We start from the raw sequence: 15,249 nt of genomic DNA, 5'->3' as shown, positions 1-15,249 counted from the left end.
GGATGATCCCTGTGGATGTTTTTGAGTGGGGCCGGCAGGCGGCCTTCGCGGTACCGAGGTCGATCGCGCCGACGGGCTCCCTGGAGACACGTCGCGACCCTTCAGGTTCGCCATGCGCTCCGGGATGCGCGTTCTCGAACGGTCAGGCCGATGCCAGGGCCTTTTCCTCGGCGAGGAATTTTTCCGTGCCGTAGGCCTTGAGAAAAACGTCGACGCCGGACGTCACAATGTGCTCGATTTCCGCGTGGCTCGGCGCCTTGGTGCGGTAGGAAAAGATGCATTGGCGGAACAGCCCGGCCAGGCACAGCTCGGTGAACTGATAGGCGGCAAGGTCGACATCGTCGATCTGCAGCAGGCCGCGTTCGATGACTTCGTTGAGGAAGGCCATGACCTTGTCGTGGCCGCGCTTCGGGCCGCGTTCGTAGAAGCGCGCGCCAAGCTCCGGTATCCTGTCGGATGCGCCGACCACCGTCCGCTGCGCCTGGATGACCTTGACTGAGGTAATCTTGGTGGCGAGCACCGTGCCGAACTTCACCAGCGTCTTGCGCAGGTCCTGGAAATGGTCGAGCACCTCATACATGTTCTTGAAGATGGAGCCGCGCTCTTCCTCTATGAGCGCCTCGAACAGCTCTTCCTTGTTTTCGAAATAGACGTAGATCGTGCCCTTCGAGACGCCGGCCTCGCGGGTGATGTCGTTCATCGAGGCGGCCTCGAAGCCCTTGTCTATGAAGACGCGGCGGGCGCCCTCGATGATCTGGGCCCGTTTTACAGGATCCTGCCCGGCCGCCGGTCGGCCTTTGCGCAGGTCGAGCAGATCGCTATCGGCTGTCGTGTCGACCATGGACGTCATTCCCTAGAAAAATATTTCGAACCGCTCGGTTCGATTTCCTCTTGATATGGTCCTCTTTCCGCGCTATGTCAATGTCGAATTCGAACCGAACGGTTCAGTCTGACTGACATCCCAGAGAGATCGCCAATGTCCTCCAACGCGCCCGCCACCGCCGAAGTCCGCACGTTTCCAAACGCCAAGGTCCAGCCCTCGACCGAAGCCCCGGAAGTTCCTGTCCAGCCCGCCACCCCGGTCGCGCCGCCCGCAGCCGAGGCCCCGGCCAAGAAGAAGCGCTCGGCGCGCTCGTTCCTGTTGCCGATCATTGGCCTCGCCCTGCTCGGCGCCGGCTCCTGGTATGGCTATAACTACTGGACCGACGGTCGGTTCATGATCTCCACCGACGACGCCTATGTCCAGGCCGATATGTCGTTCGTGTCGCCGAAAATAACTGGTTATATCGATAAGGTGCTGGTGAGCGAGAACCAGCAGGTCAAGGCCGGCGATCCGCTGTTTGTCATCGACAATGGCGACTACAAGATCGCGGTCGCCCAGGCCGAAGCGCAGATCGCCACATTGGCGAAGACGCTCGACCGCATCGACGCGCAGACCAAGGCGGCCCAGGCCTCGCTGCAGCAGGCGCAAGCGCAGAAGGTCGCGGACCAGGCCGCCGCCGACAATGCGGCGCGCGCCCAGGTGCGTGCCGCCCAATTGCTGAAGACCCATGTCGGCACGCAGGCGCAGCTCGACGACGCCCAGACCGCGCTCGACCAGGCCAAGGCGGCGCTTGTCGGCGCCGACGCGCAGATTGCCGCGGCACAGGCCAATATCGGCGTGCTGGAAGCGCAGCGCGCGGAGTCGGCCTCGACGCTCGCCTCGCTGCAGCTCACCCGCGACAAGGCCCAGCGCGACCTGTCCTTCACCGTGCTGAAGGCACCTTATGACGGCGTCGTCGGCAACCGCTCGGTCGAGCAGGGCGACCTCGTTAATCCGGGCCAGAAGCTCGCCGTCGTCGTGCCGATGGACAAGCTCTACATCGTCGGCAACTTCAAGGAAACGCAGCTTGGCCGGATGGTGCCCGGCGAGAAGGTCCGCATCACGGTCGACGCGATCGACGGCCAGAGCTTCGAAGGCACGGTGTCTTCGCTGGCGCCGGCTTCCGGCGCGGTGTTCTCGCTGCTGCCGCCGGAAAACGCCACCGGCAACTTCACCAAGGTGGTCCAGCGCGTGCCCGTGCGCATCGATGTGCCGGCCGACGTGCTTAAGACCGGCAAGCTGCGCGCTGGTTTGAGCGTCGTCGTCGCAGTCGACAGCCGAACCGCGCCGGCCTCGACGACCAACTAACAATCGGAGGGCGGTTCGGTGGCCATTCGAGCGCCGAGCCGCCCGGCCTGCTTTATCTGTTTCGACGCAATTCGGGACCGCCACGCGCTTGTCCTCGAGAATTGCCTAGGGAGGCCATGACATGGCAACCGCAACCATCACCGCAGGATCAGCGCCGGGACGCCCGGTGGCCGCTGCCGCGCCGGCCCTGCCGGCAGACCATATGCCTGTACGCCGCGTCGTCGCCTTCCTGGCGATGGTGTTCGGCATGTTCATGGCGATCCTCGACATCCAGATCGTCTCGGCCTCGCTCTCGGAAATCCAGGCGGGCCTGAGCGCCAGCTCCGACGAGATCCCATGGGTGCAGACCGCCTATCTGATCGCCGAGGTGGTGATGATCCCGCTGTCCGGCTTCCTCAGCCGGATGCTGTCGACGCGCGTGCTGTTCACCATCTCGGCGGCCGGCTTCACCGCGGCCAGCGCGCTCGCCGCCACCGCCACCAACATCGACCAGATGATCGTCTACCGCGCCATCCAGGGTTTTATCGGCGGCGGCATGATCCCAAGTGTCTTCGCGGCCGCCTTCACCATCTTCCCGCCGTCGCGGCGCGCCGTCGTCTCGCCGATGATCGGCCTGGTGGCGACGCTGGCGCCGACGATCGGCCCGACAGTGGGCGGCTATATCAGCCACGCCATGTCCTGGCACTGGCTGTTCCTGATCAATGTCGTGCCCGGCATACTGGTGGCGACGGCCGCCTGGTCGCTGATCGATTTCGACAAGCCCAACCTGAAACTGTTCTCGAAGTTCGACTGGTGGGGCCTGGTCGGCATGGCCGCCTTCCTCGGCTGCATGGAATATGTGCTGGAGGAAGGTCCGAACCATGACTGGCTGCAGGAGCCGGCGGTCTTCGCCTGCGCCGTGATCATGACCATCGGCGGCATCATCTTCTTCTGGCGCGTCTTCACCGCCGAGGAGCCGATCGTCGACCTCAGGGCCTTCAGCAACGTCAACTTCGCCTTCGGCTCGCTGTTCTCCTTCGTCGTCGGCATCGGCCTTTACGGGCTCACCTATCTCTATCCGGTGTTCCTCGGCCGTATCCGCGGTTACGATTCGATGATGATCGGCGAGGCGCTGTTCGTCAGTGGCCTGGCGATGTTCTTCACGGCGCCCGTTGCCGGCATCCTGTCGAACAAGATCGATCTCAGGCTGATGATGATGATCGGCTTCGTCGGCTTCGCCACGGGCACCTGGTGGATGACGCATCTCACCGCCGACTGGGATTTCTATGAGCTCCTGATCCCGCAGATCCTGCGCGGCTGCTCGATGATGCTGTGCATGGTACCGATCAACAACATCGCGCTGGGCACTTTGCCGCCGGAACGGCTGAAGAATGCGTCGGGCCTGTTCAACCTGACCCGCAACCTCGGCGGCGCCGTCGGCCTCGCGCTCATCAACACGGTGCTGATCGACCGCAACGCCTTCCACTATGCGCGGCTCTCCGAGCATGTGCAGTGGGGCAGCGAGGCGGCGCAAACCAAGCTGCAGAACATGACGCAGAATTTCGAGCAGACCGCGGGGCTCGACGCCGCAAGCGCCGCGATCTCGAAACTGTCCGGCATGGCGCATCAGCAGGCGGCGCTGCTGTCCTTCATGGACGTGTTCATGATGCTGACGGTGCTGTTCGCCTCGCTTGGATTCTTCGTGCTGTTCATCAACAAGCCGGCCCCGCAGGGCGGCGGCGGCGGAGGCCATTGAGGAGCCGGAACCCCCGCCTGGCTTCCTCGACGTGACCCCGAAATCGGCAACGATTTCCGGGGTCATTCCTTTGGAGAGAGGCTGAAAATGTTTCTGTGTTTTGACGCAATTCCGGACGGAAAACCGCTAGTGGCAATGCGCAGGGATTTTGACCGGTCGGCTCTGTTTGCGTTGGCAGGCGGCATGCGTTGGAATTGGCCGAAATGCCCATCGCGATCGTCATTCTAGGGCGGAGCGGGAAGCGAAGCGTACCGCGTAGACCCTAGAATCCATGCCGTTACCATCGCCAAGGAGTGCAACGGAGCAAAACTCTGCACCCGTGGCGGCGCTTCCAAGTCACGGCATGGATTCTATGGTCTGCGCCGCGTCGCTTCGCTCCTTGCTTCGCCATAGAATGACGAAGTTGCGGCGGCTTTCGACCAATCCCCGGCGTTTGCGCTGATCTCACAGATATGAACGGAAAATCCTGCACCAAGACAAACGGCAACCTTTTCAAAATCCCTGTGTCGGTGACACTTTTCCTGGAATTGCTCAGGCGGCGGCCGGCTTGAAGCTCAGCGCCACGCCGTTGATGCAATGGCGCAGGCCGGTGGGCGGCGGGCCGTCGTCGAAGACATGGCCGAGATGACCGCCGCAGCGCCGGCAATGGACCTCGGTGCGGGTCATGCCGAGCGAGCTGTCCTCGGTCTTGCCGATGGCGTTGGCGATCTCCTGATAGAAACTCGGCCAGCCGGTGCCGGAATCGAATTTCGTTTCCGACGAATAGACCGGCAGGTCGCAGCCGGCGCAGGCGAAGATGCCCTTGCGATGCTCGTTGAGCAGCGGGCTGGTGCCGGGATATTCGGTGCCCTGCTTGCGCAGCACGTCGAAGGCGGCGTCGGAAAGGATGGCGTGCCATTCGGCGTCGGTCTTGGTGACCTCGAAGGTCTCGGCCGCGAGGGCGGGTCTTGGCGCGCCAGCACGCAGCATCGCTCCGGTTCCAACGACGAGAGCGGTGGCGGCGGCGCCGCTCCAGAGAAAATCGCGACGGTTCATTGGCCGTTCCTCCTAGGGTCTTCTGCCAAATTACAGCGCCATCCGGAAATCAAAAGCCGGTGACGCTCGCTGTTTAGCGCTGCTCCGCATCGACCCAAGCCCTGGCGATGCGGAGCGCGCTTGCCGGCAGCGCTGATCATGAGAGAAAGACCCTGCGGCCGGCGGGACAGTCTTATCTTCGCCGGCCGCTTGGGCTTTGTTACATCTTCGGCAGAAGAACCTTGTCGATGACGTGGATGACGCCATTCGACTGGCGGACATCGGCGATGGTGACATGGGCGACGTTGCCGTTCTCGTCGGTCACGGTGACCTTACCCTTTACGGACTTGAGCGTCAGCGCGCAGCCCCCGACGGTCTTGGCCTCATGCGCGCCGCCGTCGGCCTTGGCCATCTTGGCGACGTCCGCGGCCAGCGCCTTGGCGGCGATGACGTGGCAGGTGAGTATCTTGGTCAGCTTGTCCTTGTTCTCGGGCTTGAGCAGCGTCTCGACCGTGCCAGCGGGCAACGCCGCGAAAGCCTCGTTGGTCGGCGCGAAGACGGTGAAGGGACCGGGGGTCTGCAGCGTGTCGACCAGGCCGGCGGCCTTGACGGCGGCGACCAGCGTGGTGTGGTCCTGCGAATTGACGGCATTCTCGATGATGTTCTTCTTGGCATACATCGGCGCGCCGCCGACCATCGGATTGGCGGCATAGGCAACAGCGCCGAGCGCGGAAAAGCCGATCGTAGAGGCGAGCAAAAGGGTGGCGAGTTTACGCATGGTATCAGTCTCCTCAGGTTATTTTTCCCGTCCGTGGGAACGTGAGGAAATACGGACGATAAAAGACTTAGTTTCGTGAAGCTGGAAGATTTTTTGATCGCCGCCCCGGAGCGAGATATACCGCGTGGCGACGCCATCCACCGAATTCACCGGCAGATAGACTTTTACTACTCTTGAAAGATGTCAGAACTGGTCAGATGCCCTTCAGGTCACCCGCGGCGACGACCGGACCGGTCGGCTGGCCGGTCGGCGAACCGCCGGTCGGCTCGAGGCTGACGGCGAGCACGGCGCCTTGCGCCAGCTTCTGCTGGACGGCCGGCGCAACGGCCATGCGCGCGGTCTGGCCGGCGGGGATGACGCCCATCGAGACCGGCGCGTTCTTGCCTTCGATCATCCACAGCTCGAAGTCCTTGCCAGCGCCGCGATCGCCGGAAACCAGCGACAGGCCGACCTCGTGGCGGGCCGCGTCATAGACGGCAAGATATTTGACGGGGCTATTGTCGGCGGCCAAAGACGCGACCAGCCTGGTCTCGGGCTGCGACGCCGGCGGATTGACGTAAGGCAGGGCGACATAGACGGCCAAGGCGGCAACGGCCGCGGCGGCGAGGCCGCGCCAGAAGGCAAGGCTCGCCCACAGGCCGCCGCCAGACGTCGCGGAGGTGGAAGCGGAGGATGCGAACAGGCGGCGGTCGATCGCCACCTTGACCGAACCGGGGGGCTCGACCGCGGCATAGGCGGCGGCCATCGGCCCAAAATGGACCTCCCATGCGTCGACAAGGCGGGCGAATGCGGTTTCGGTGTCAATGCGGCGGGAAGCGATCTGGCGTTCGTCGGCGGCGAGGACGCCGAGAACGTATTCGGCTGCGAGCAGGTCGTCGCCTCCACGTTCCGGTCCGTTGTCTTCCGCCAGTGTCATCTTTCCAGGCATTCTCTAAGTTTGAGCAGGCTTCGTCGCAGCCAGGTCCGCATCGTGTTCAGCGGAACCTTGAAGCGCTCCGCCAGCTCGGCATAGCTCTCGCCGCTCAAATAGGCGCCCCGGACGGCCGCCGCCCGGTCTTTTTCCAATTCGTCGAGGCAATGGTAGATGCGTTCGGTTTCGCCGCCCGCCACGGCCATGGCCTCCGGCCCAGGCGTCGGGTCGGCGACGTCGAGGGCTGCATCGATATCGGCGGAAGGACCGCGCCGCGCCCTGATGCGATCGATCGCATGGTTGCGGGCAACGGCCACCAGCCAGGAAATCGGGCTCAGATCGGAAACCGCGAAACGATCCGCCTTCGTCCATATCTTGACGAAGACCTCCTGCAGCGCTTCTTCCGCATCTCCCCGGTCCCTCAATACACGAAGGCAGACGCCGAAAAGTTTCGCGCTGGTCTGCCTGTAGAGCAGATCGAAAGCAGCCCGGTCCTTCATCGAAGTCCGGACGATCAGCTTGCTGATGTCCTGCGGCGCCATAGCGGCAAATTAGAAGATTGCGATTTATTTGCAACGGGCCGCGGAGGCATTGTCCCCCAAGCGTTGCCGGCACATTCGCCGCAAGCGCAACGCCGGGGATGGCTGAGGCCTTCCAAACCTCGTCATCCCTGGGCGGAGCAGCCGCGAGGCGGCGTCGCGGAGACCCTGGGATCCATTCCGTGACCTTGATCGAAGAGTGCAGCGGAGCAGAATTCTGCACGGTTGTACCGCTCGTATGTAACGGAATGGATCCTCGGGTCTGCGCGCGCCGCTACGCTCCTTGCTCCGCCCGTGGATGACGAGGCCGGGCCGTTTCGGCGAATCTCCAAGGCGTGCCAACTGCCAAGGCAAACATAGCCGGCCCGGTCAAAGTCTCTGTGCTGGGGAGATTTCGCAATTGTGAGCGCAAAGCCGTTTGCGGCCCGCGGCAATTCCCGCTAAGACGCCGCCCATTCTGGCCACTTTGGGAACCGACCGATGACGGACATCGCCGCCACCGCCGAAATGCAGGCCGCGCTGCTTTCGCGCGCGCTGCCTTACATGCAGCGCTACGAGAACAAGACGGTGGTGGTGAAATATGGCGGCCATGCCATGGGCGACCATGAGCTCGGCAAGGCGTTTGCCCGCGACATAGCGCTGTTGAAGCAATCCGGCGTCAACCCGATTGTGGTGCATGGCGGCGGGCCGCAGATCGGCGCGATGCTGACCAAGATGGGCATCGAATCCAAGTTCGAGGGCGGCCTGCGCGTCACCGACCAGAAGACGGTCGAGATTGTCGAGATGGTGCTGGCCGGCTCGATCAACAAGGAGATCGTGGCGCTGATCAACGCCGAGGGCGAATGGGCTATCGGGCTCTGCGGCAAGGACGGCAACATGGTGTTCGCCGAAAAGGCGCGCAAGACCATGATCGACCCGGATTCCAACATCGAGCGCGTGCTCGATCTCGGCTTCGTCGGCGAGCCGGTCGAGGTCGACCGCACGCTGCTCGACCTTCTTGCGCGCTCGGAGATGATCCCGGTGCTGGCGCCTGTCGCACCCGGCCGCGACGGCCACACCTACAACATCAATGCCGACACTTTCGCGGGGGCTATCGCCGGCGCATGCCGCGCAACGCGCCTGCTCTTCCTCACCGATGTGCCCGGCGTGCTCGACAAGAACAAGAAGCTGATCGACGAGCTGACGGTCGCCGAAGCCAGGGCGCTGATCAAGGACGGCACGGTGTCGGGCGGCATGATCCCTAAGGTCGAGACCTGCATCGAGGCGATCGAGCGCGGCGTCGAGGGCGTCGTCATCCTCAACGGCAAGACGCCGCATTCGGTGCTGCTCGAGCTGTTCACCGAGCACGGCGCCGGCACGCTGATCGTTCCGTAGAAAGAGCAAGTTCACCGTTTCGGTGAACTGCAATAATCAGCCGGCTAATCTTTTTTCTTCCACCGCTGCCAGACCATCGATAGCAGGCCGAGCCGACCCGCTGGATGGCCGCCTGACGATCATCGATTCCTCCTCGGCGTCCTGCGGCGCGCCCCAGAATTCGGCGAGCGTCGGCCCGTCCGCCACGCGGCGGTCTCGGGCCAGAAATCCCCAGACCTCGCGGAACCATACGCGGCGGCCCATCCTGGTGTACCAGCGCATCGAATGGCGCTGCTCGGGGTCGGGGTGGAACAGGATGCGCGCCAGCGCCTTCGGCCTCGATTGCACCGCGACTTCGATCAGCTTGACGGCGAAGAACAGCATCCAGGGTTTCAGCCGCGTCATCGCCAGCACCTGGTGCTTGTAATCCCAGAGACGCACGTCCTGCTGGATCACCTTGCGCTTCGCGGCGATGCGGAAGAACGGCGTCCAGCGATGCGGCGTGACATAGAGCGCCTGGATCTGATCGGGATCGTAGGCGATGAGCTGGCGGAAGCCGCGCCAGAGATCGCGAAAACCTTCGTCCTCGAAGCCGGCAACCCAGGTCGCCATCGACAGGATGCCATGCCGGCGCAGCAACCGGATCGCCTCGCGGTCGGACCTGGTGCTGCCGCCCTTGCGGATCAGCGACAGCGTTTCTTCGTCGGTGTTTTCCATGCCGAGCAGCCAGCGGATGATGCCGGCCTTGCGATAGAGGTGCAGGCTATCGGCGTCGCGCACGATGTCGTCGGCGCGCGTCGACCCGACGATCAGCACCGGCACGTTCTGCGCGATCATGGCGTCGAGAAAGGCGCGCCAGGCCTTTTTCGAGGAGGTCGGGTTCTCGTCCGCCAGGTTGATCAGCTCGACGCCGTGCTCGCGATGCAGCCAGGCGATTTCCTTGGCGAACTTGACGGGGTCGCGGTGGCGCCAGCGGGTCCAAAAGCCGCGCTGGCCGCAATAGTTGCACAGATGCGGACAGCCGCGCGAGAACTGCATGACGACCGCGCGCTTGCCGCCCCAATAGCTATAGCGGCGATGATCGATCAGCTCCCAGCCGACGCGCCAGGCGTCGAGGTCGGCAATGGTCATGGCCGGCTGCGTGGCGACGGGGCGGCCGAGGTCGTCGCGGTAGGCAATGCCCGCAACGCTCGCCACCGGCTGGCGCATTTCGACGGCCTCGACCAGCGCCGTCACCGTCGCCTCGCCCTCGCCGCGCACGATAAAGTCAAAAACATCCGTCGCGGCGAGAATGTCGCGCCAATGATAGGTCGGGAAGACGCCGCCATAGATGACGATGACACAAGGCGCGCGCGCCTTGATCATTTCGGCGATGCGCAACGCGGTCGGATGCGCCGAGGTCGAGCCGGAATGGCCGATCAGCACGAATTCCGGACCGTTGCTCAAGGCCTCATCGACCAGCGTGCCAAGCGGCATCGGCCCGAACTCGGCATCGACCAGCCGCACGTCATGGCCGGAATCGATCAGCGGACCGCCGATCGCCAACAGGCCGAGCGGCGGCAGATGGTCGTCGGGCACGCGGCTGCCGATGGCGGTGTGCGGCGGATTGATCAGCACGATGTTCAAGGCGGACCTCCATTGTTGGTCCGCTCGTGCTAGTTGCCGATGTCGAAGCCGCCTTGGCGCGGTTCAGCAGTTTCCAAGCAGCTTTTCCGGAGAAATCCGCCCGGCGAGCGACTAGCGCCTGAGATGTGCAAGCGGCACGTGGCCGGGCCCCTTGATGTTTTGCAGCACAAGTTGGGTGTGGACGTCGCGCACGCCGGGCAGCCGCATCAGCCGGTGCATGACGAAGGCGTTGAGGTCGTCGACCGACGGCACCATGACATGCAGCAGGAAATCGTGGTCGCCGGTCATCGTCCAGCAGGACGAGACCTCGTCCATGCGCTGCACGGCGGCGATGAAGCTTTCCGGCGAGCCGTCGCTGTGGCTGACCAGGCGCACCTGGATGAACACCTCCACCGTCAGGCCGACGGCGCGGCGGCTGAGCACGGCGGCAAAGCCCTTGATGATGCCGGTTTCCTGCAAGGCCTCGAAACGGCGCGCGCAAGGCGTCGTCGACAGGCCGATCTCCTGCGCCAGCTCCGAGACGGGCTTGCGGCCATCGCGCTGCAGGATGTCGAGCATCCTTATCTCGAAATCGTCGAACTGAGGCATGTCTTCCCGATCTTTTCTTGAATCGAGTTCTTTTACCTCAAAAATAGCCAGAGCGCCATTGAACAAGGCTGATTTCCCTCACGGGAGGCCGCTAAACTGCCTTCCACGATCCGCCGATCACGATCTCGAGGAGGATATGATGACGATCAGCGTTGCCGATTATGCCGCCGAATGCGCGGCGCAGGGCCTTCGCGGCGACTATTCGGTCTGCCGCGCCGACTTTACCGTGGAGCAGGCCTACGACTATTCAGCCGAGGAGCAGGCGGTATGGCGCACGCTGTGCGACCGCCAGACGAAGCTGACGCGGAAGCTCGCGCACCGCTCCTATCTGGATGGCGTCGCCGCGCTCGGACTGCTCGACAGGATCCCGGATTTCGACGACATAAGCGAGAAGCTCTCCAAGCTGACCGGCTGGGAGATCGTCGCCGTACCCGGCCTGATCCCGGCCGGCCCGTTCTTCGACCATCTCGCCAACCGGCGCTTCCCGGTCACCAACTGGCTGCGGAAGCGCGAGGAGCTCGACTACATCGTCGAGCCGGACATGTTCCACGACTTCTTCGGCCATGTGCCGATCCTGACCCAGCCGGTGTTCGCCGATTTCATGCAGATGTATGGCGACAAGGCCGAGGACATGATCGCGCTCGGCGGCGACGAGATGATCACAAGGCTTTACTGGTACAGCGCCGAATACGGCCTCATCCAGGAACCCGGCCAGCCGGTCAAGGCGTTCGGCGCCGGGCTGATGTCGTCCTTCACCGAGCTGCAATTCGCGGTCGAGAGCAAGGACGCGCATCAGGTGCCGTTCAATCTCGAGACGGTGATGCGCACCGGCTATGAGATCGACAAGTTCCAACGCGCCTATTTCGTGCTGCCGTCCTTCGACGTGCTGCGCGATGCTTTCGCCAAGGGCGACCTTGCCGGCATCGTGGCGCGGTTCAAGGGCCAGCCGGCGCTGGACCCGGCTACGGTTTGAGGTCGGTTTTCGCCCAACCGACGTCAGGGCGGTTCAGCTGCCGGCAGGCGGCTGGGCCGCTTTGTCGGGTTCGGCCTTGATCCTGTCCAGCTGCTCGCTCTGCAGGTCGAGGGCGGCGTTGATGAAGCGCAGCACGGTCGCCAGCTCGGCATCGCTGAAGCTCGCCACCACCTTCTCGCCCTCCCGCGCGATGGCGCCATAGTAACGCTCCGACAGTTCCCTGGTCAGCTCAGTCGCCTCGATCACCACCTTGCGCCTGTCCTCAAGGCTGCGGGTCCGGGTGACGTATCCGCGCGCCTCCAGCCGGTCGATCAGGGCCGTCACCGCCGCCGGGGTCAGCCCCGTTGCCGTTGCCACGGCGCCCGCCGATTGCGGTCCGGCATAGAGCAGGCCCAGGCAATGCCGCTCGGCGGCGATCAACCCGAGCCGCGCGCCCACCGCTTCGTCATAGGCCTGGGTGGCGTCCTGCCAGCGCATGACGGCAAGGCCGACGGCCTTTGTCATCTCATCGCGTTTCGCGCTTGACGAATTTATTTCGATCATCTAACTATCAATCTGTCTAACATTAAGACGATGATAGCAATATGCGGCCGCGGCTCCCACAAGGCAAGAGCCAGATGCGGCCGCCAACACGGAGAAATGCGATGTTCGAGACCTCAATCCGCGCCCCCATGACCCCGGCCGAAGAGTACAAATACGCCAAGCTGGCGATGGAATGGTACGGCTGGGGTTCGCCCATCGGCCTCGGCATCCTGCTGGTGACGCTGGCCGCCGCGGCCGTTCTGGTGCGCGTCGCCGTCTACGGGCTGTAGGAAGCCGCAATTTGCCCAAAAGGCGCGCAAGGGCGGCGCCGGTTGCCACTCCAGGCGCCGGCGCCGTCTGCCTTTCGCGGTTGTCAGACGGCGATCACCTTGCCGAGATGCTCGCCCAGCCGGCAGGCAAGCGCGGTGATGGTGGTGGTCGGGTTGCACTGGCCCGATGTGCAGAACACCGAGGAGCCGCCGACATAGAGATTGTCCATGCCATGCACCTTGCAATTGGCGTCGACGACGCTCTTCAGGACATCGGTGCCCATGCGGGTGCCGCCCATATGGTGGTGGCCGGCCGTTTCCTCATTGGTCGGATAGTCGCCGCCATTGCTAATCCAGTCGTCGATGCGGACACGGCCGAGATTCTTCTGCGCCAAGGTCGCGCCGAAAAGCCTCAGGCCCTCGAGCAGGGTACGCCGTTCGAGCGGCGACTTCTTCCAATGCAATTCGATGCGCGGCACGCCGGCATGGTCGACATCGGCCTTCGACAGCTCGATCTGGTTGGAGGCAAGCGGCGCCTGCTCCCAGGCGACGTAAAGCTGGGCCGCGCAATGCAGCCTCTGGTCCAGCTGCGAGGACATCCACTCCGCCATGTTGGGCGCCGTGCAGGCGAGATCGGCGATCAGCTTCTTGACATTGGGATAGGGCGACTCGATCAGGCGGATGCCGAAATTCAAGATCTGCAGCCGTTCCATGGCCGCCAGCGTCGGCGAGAAGAAGGCTTCGTTCGAGGCATCGACCTCAAACTCCGAGTAATTGGCGAGGATCGCGTTGCCGCCCTCGAAAGTCGGATGCTCCATCCAGTAGCGGCCGAGCGCCGTGGCATTCGGCACCACGCCGCCATTCGAACGCTGGTTCGACCACAGGAGCAGCCGCGAGTTTTCCAGTCCGCCGGTGCAGGTGACGAAATAGTCCGCGCTGAAGGTGCCGGCGTCCTGCCCGTTCGACCACAGTTTCGCGCCGGTGACCCGCTTGCCGTCGCCGGCGAGCTCGGTTGCGTAGGTGTTGAGCACGACGGCGATGTTCTTGCTCTTGTCGAGCTCGTCGGCGAATTTCTCGCCGAAGCGCACCGCGGGGCTCTTGATCAATTGCACCCAGCGGATGTCGTCCGAAACCGGCACATCGGGGCGGAAGTCCGGCAGTTCGAGGATATCGTGGACTTCGCCTAGATAAGGCTCGATGTCGGCACGGCTGATCGGCCAGCCGGTATCCGGCGCCCAGGCCTTGGGCTCGAAGTCCTGCTTGTCGAGCACGCGGCACCAGCCTGCCCAGTGGTTGGACGAGCCGCCCATGAAACGCAGCCTGGTGATGTCGAGGTCGAAATAGTAATCGCCGACCGTGGCGCCGCGGTAAAAATCCTGCGACTCGTCGCTGAATTCGCGCGAACCCGCCTCCAGGACGACGACCGGAATGCCGGCGGCGCCGAGCTTCCTGGCGATCGTCGTTCCGGCCGGGCCGGAACCTAGAATGCAGGCCTTGGGCTTGAAGCCGGCCTGCTTGTAGGCTTCGTAGCTGTCGAAGATCATGCGAGATCGCTCCGCCGCAGGATCCAGCCATTGATCTCGACGATTTCATCTGGCTCGGTCACGGCCGGCTGGCTGCGGAACAGCGACAGCGCGGGCAGCGCGATCAGCGCCTGCACGATCGCGCGGCGCGACATTTTTCTGATGAAACCGCTCATGACACGCCTCTCGACACGGGCCTCGATCCACGTATGCCGTTCCTGAACGGCACACATGACGCCGAGGCCAATTCCGTGCCAAACCTAGGTGAAGACGGCGTTACACGGGGAAGTTTAGCGCGGTTGAATATGGACATGGTTAGGGCTTTGCTAATCCGCGTCGCACTGAAAAGGATTCAGACGACGCGCTTTAAGTCTTTGTTTTGATGCATGTCGTTGTCCCAGAACCGCTGCGCACTTCTGGGCGACATGCATTGACGCGCGCGGCGAGGCTTCATGCCGCTTCCGGAAGCTCGCGGTCGAGGATCGAACGATTGCGGCCGCGGTGCTTCGCCTCGTAAAGCCTGCGATCGGCGGCGCGCATCAACTCGGAAACGGTGGCGCTCTCGCCGCAGGTTATGCCGCCGATCGAGACAGTGAGCGGCACGGTGCGCTCATCGACGGGGCGGAAACGGATCAATTCGACCTCGCGGCGGATGCGTTCGGCGACATGCTTCGCTTCAACGTCAGTGGCGCCAACCAGGAAAGCGCCGAACTCCTCGCCGCCGATGCGACCGAGCACATCACCGCTGCGAATGCCTCGTTCGATGGCGCCGGCGATCAGCAGCAGCGCTTCGTCTCCCGTCAAATGACCATAGCTGTCGTTGATCCTCTTGAAGTGATCGGCGTCGATGATGAGCAGCGCGCCGCGATCGCTCTTGCGCCGCGAACCGTCGAGGGCGGCAAAGAAGGTTTCGCGGTTGAGCATGCCGGTCATGTCGTCGCGGCTTGCCTTATCCGAGAGGCGCCGGTGCGCGGCGGCGAGCTGCGCGTGGGCGCGGGCGAGTTCGCGATGCGCATTCTGCAACCGGTCGCTCTGCCAGAAGCTGCTGGCGCTGGCGGCCCAGGCAAGCACGAGCGGGCAAACCGTCGATGCCAGCCAGACAGTGCGGCTCATCGGAAAGCCCATTGCCGGAACCACAATCAGCGTCAACAACAGTGAGACGGCAACCGAAGCGAACGCCACGGCAGCTGCCCTCAGAAATATGCGACTCATCACTTGCTCCCACGGAAAGCTTGTGTGCCAGCAAGCG

At 63.7% G+C, this 15,249-nt stretch carries 16 protein-coding genes; 5 read left to right on the top strand and 11 right to left on the bottom strand.

The annotated features are described in order from the left end of the window. Nucleotides 1-142 precede the first annotated feature (142 nt). Complete coding sequence (locus tag AC0L2L_RS00530; protein WP_473575429.1) at nt 143-841, bottom strand: TetR/AcrR family transcriptional regulator; 699 nt, start codon at nt 839-841, stop codon at nt 143-145. A 135-nt stretch (nt 842-976) separates the two neighbouring features. Between AC0L2L_RS00530 and AC0L2L_RS00525 the strand changes: the two genes are divergently transcribed. Both AC0L2L_RS00525 and AC0L2L_RS00520 read left to right on the top strand, forming a co-directional pair. Next, complete coding sequence (locus AC0L2L_RS00525; RefSeq protein ID WP_473575428.1) at nt 977-2,170, top strand: HlyD family secretion protein; 1,194 nt, start codon at nt 977-979, stop codon at nt 2,168-2,170. Nucleotides 2,171-2,291: 121 nt separating this feature from the next. Continuing rightward, the gene (locus AC0L2L_RS00520; RefSeq protein ID WP_473575426.1) at nt 2,292-3,905 is read left to right on the top strand and encodes a DHA2 family efflux MFS transporter permease subunit; all 1,614 of its coding nucleotides are present in this window, start codon (nt 2,292-2,294) and stop codon (nt 3,903-3,905) included. Nucleotides 3,906-4,436: 531 nt separating this feature from the next. On the opposite strand, the gene msrB is transcribed toward AC0L2L_RS00520, so the two are convergent. The 4 genes from msrB to AC0L2L_RS00500 all read right to left on the bottom strand — a co-directional run bounded on the left by msrB (nt 4,437) and on the right by AC0L2L_RS00500 (nt 7,149). Further along, entirely contained in the window at nt 4,437-4,940 is a 504-nt protein-coding gene (msrB, locus tag AC0L2L_RS00515; protein ID WP_473575424.1) for a peptide-methionine (R)-S-oxide reductase MsrB, read from the bottom strand. Nucleotides 4,941-5,139: 199 nt separating this feature from the next. Beyond that, complete coding sequence (locus AC0L2L_RS00510) at nt 5,140-5,697, bottom strand: fasciclin domain-containing protein (RefSeq protein WP_473575422.1); 558 nt, start codon at nt 5,695-5,697, stop codon at nt 5,140-5,142. Between the two features lie 193 nt (nt 5,698-5,890). Continuing rightward, nucleotides 5,891-6,613 carry an anti-sigma factor gene (locus AC0L2L_RS00505; protein ID WP_473575421.1) on the bottom strand — a complete coding sequence of 241 codons (723 nt, stop codon included), beginning with the start codon at nt 6,611-6,613 and terminating at the stop codon, nt 5,891-5,893. Beyond that, nucleotides 6,610-7,149, bottom strand: a complete 540-nt coding sequence (locus tag AC0L2L_RS00500; protein WP_473575420.1) for a sigma-70 family RNA polymerase sigma factor — start codon at nt 7,147-7,149, stop codon at nt 6,610-6,612. The genes AC0L2L_RS00505 and AC0L2L_RS00500 overlap by 4 nt, the downstream gene beginning before the upstream one ends. A 477-nt stretch (nt 7,150-7,626) precedes the next feature. Between AC0L2L_RS00500 and argB the strand changes: the two genes are divergently transcribed. Then, nucleotides 7,627-8,520, top strand: a complete 894-nt coding sequence (gene argB, locus AC0L2L_RS00495) for an acetylglutamate kinase (RefSeq protein ID WP_473575418.1) — start codon at nt 7,627-7,629, stop codon at nt 8,518-8,520. A 36-nt stretch (nt 8,521-8,556) separates the two neighbouring features. Here argB and bchE read toward each other — a convergent pair whose 3' ends face one another. Together bchE and AC0L2L_RS00485 are read right to left on the bottom strand one after the other, a co-directional pair. Beyond that, on the bottom strand, nt 8,557-10,125 hold the full coding sequence (gene bchE, locus AC0L2L_RS00490) for a magnesium-protoporphyrin IX monomethyl ester anaerobic oxidative cyclase (RefSeq protein WP_473575416.1): 1,569 nt from the start codon (nt 10,123-10,125) through the stop codon (nt 8,557-8,559). A 111-nt stretch (nt 10,126-10,236) separates the two neighbouring features. Continuing rightward, nucleotides 10,237-10,713, bottom strand: a complete 477-nt coding sequence (locus AC0L2L_RS00485) for an Lrp/AsnC family transcriptional regulator (RefSeq protein ID WP_473575414.1) — start codon at nt 10,711-10,713, stop codon at nt 10,237-10,239. A gap of 136 nt (nt 10,714-10,849) precedes the next feature. On the opposite strand from AC0L2L_RS00485, the gene phhA reads away from it, so the two are divergent. Beyond that, on the top strand, nt 10,850-11,686 hold the full coding sequence (gene phhA / locus AC0L2L_RS00480) for a phenylalanine 4-monooxygenase (RefSeq protein WP_473575412.1): 837 nt from the start codon (nt 10,850-10,852) through the stop codon (nt 11,684-11,686). 33 nt (nt 11,687-11,719) lie between these two features. Here phhA and AC0L2L_RS00475 read toward each other — a convergent pair whose 3' ends face one another. Beyond that, nucleotides 11,720-12,229, bottom strand: a complete 510-nt coding sequence (locus tag AC0L2L_RS00475; RefSeq protein WP_473575410.1) for a MarR family winged helix-turn-helix transcriptional regulator — start codon at nt 12,227-12,229, stop codon at nt 11,720-11,722. 101 nt (nt 12,230-12,330) lie between these two features. Between AC0L2L_RS00475 and AC0L2L_RS00470 the strand changes: the two genes are divergently transcribed. Then, nucleotides 12,331-12,498 carry a hypothetical protein gene (locus AC0L2L_RS00470; protein ID WP_473575409.1) on the top strand — a complete coding sequence of 56 codons (168 nt, stop codon included), beginning with the start codon at nt 12,331-12,333 and terminating at the stop codon, nt 12,496-12,498. 83 nt (nt 12,499-12,581) lie between these two features. Here AC0L2L_RS00470 and AC0L2L_RS00465 read toward each other — a convergent pair whose 3' ends face one another. The 3 genes from AC0L2L_RS00465 to AC0L2L_RS00455 form a co-directional block, all read right to left on the bottom strand. Then, complete coding sequence (locus tag AC0L2L_RS00465) at nt 12,582-14,021, bottom strand: GMC oxidoreductase (protein WP_473575408.1); 1,440 nt, start codon at nt 14,019-14,021, stop codon at nt 12,582-12,584. Continuing rightward, nucleotides 14,018-14,176: a hypothetical protein gene (locus AC0L2L_RS00460; protein WP_473575407.1), complete on the bottom strand. Its 159-nt coding sequence runs from the start codon at nt 14,174-14,176 to the stop codon at nt 14,018-14,020. Before AC0L2L_RS00460 ends, AC0L2L_RS00465 begins: the two co-directional genes overlap by 4 nt. Nucleotides 14,177-14,450: 274 nt before the next feature. Beyond that, nucleotides 14,451-15,212 (bottom strand): GGDEF domain-containing protein, encoded by a 762-nt coding sequence (locus AC0L2L_RS00455; RefSeq protein ID WP_473575406.1) that lies wholly within the window; start codon nt 15,210-15,212, stop codon nt 14,451-14,453. Nucleotides 15,213-15,249 lie beyond the last annotated feature (37 nt).

It is taken from the genome of Mesorhizobium sp. WSM4832, assembly GCF_055811115.1.
The sequence above is the reverse complement of the archived record's forward strand: the minus strand, read 5'-3'. Positions and strand labels throughout refer to the sequence as shown.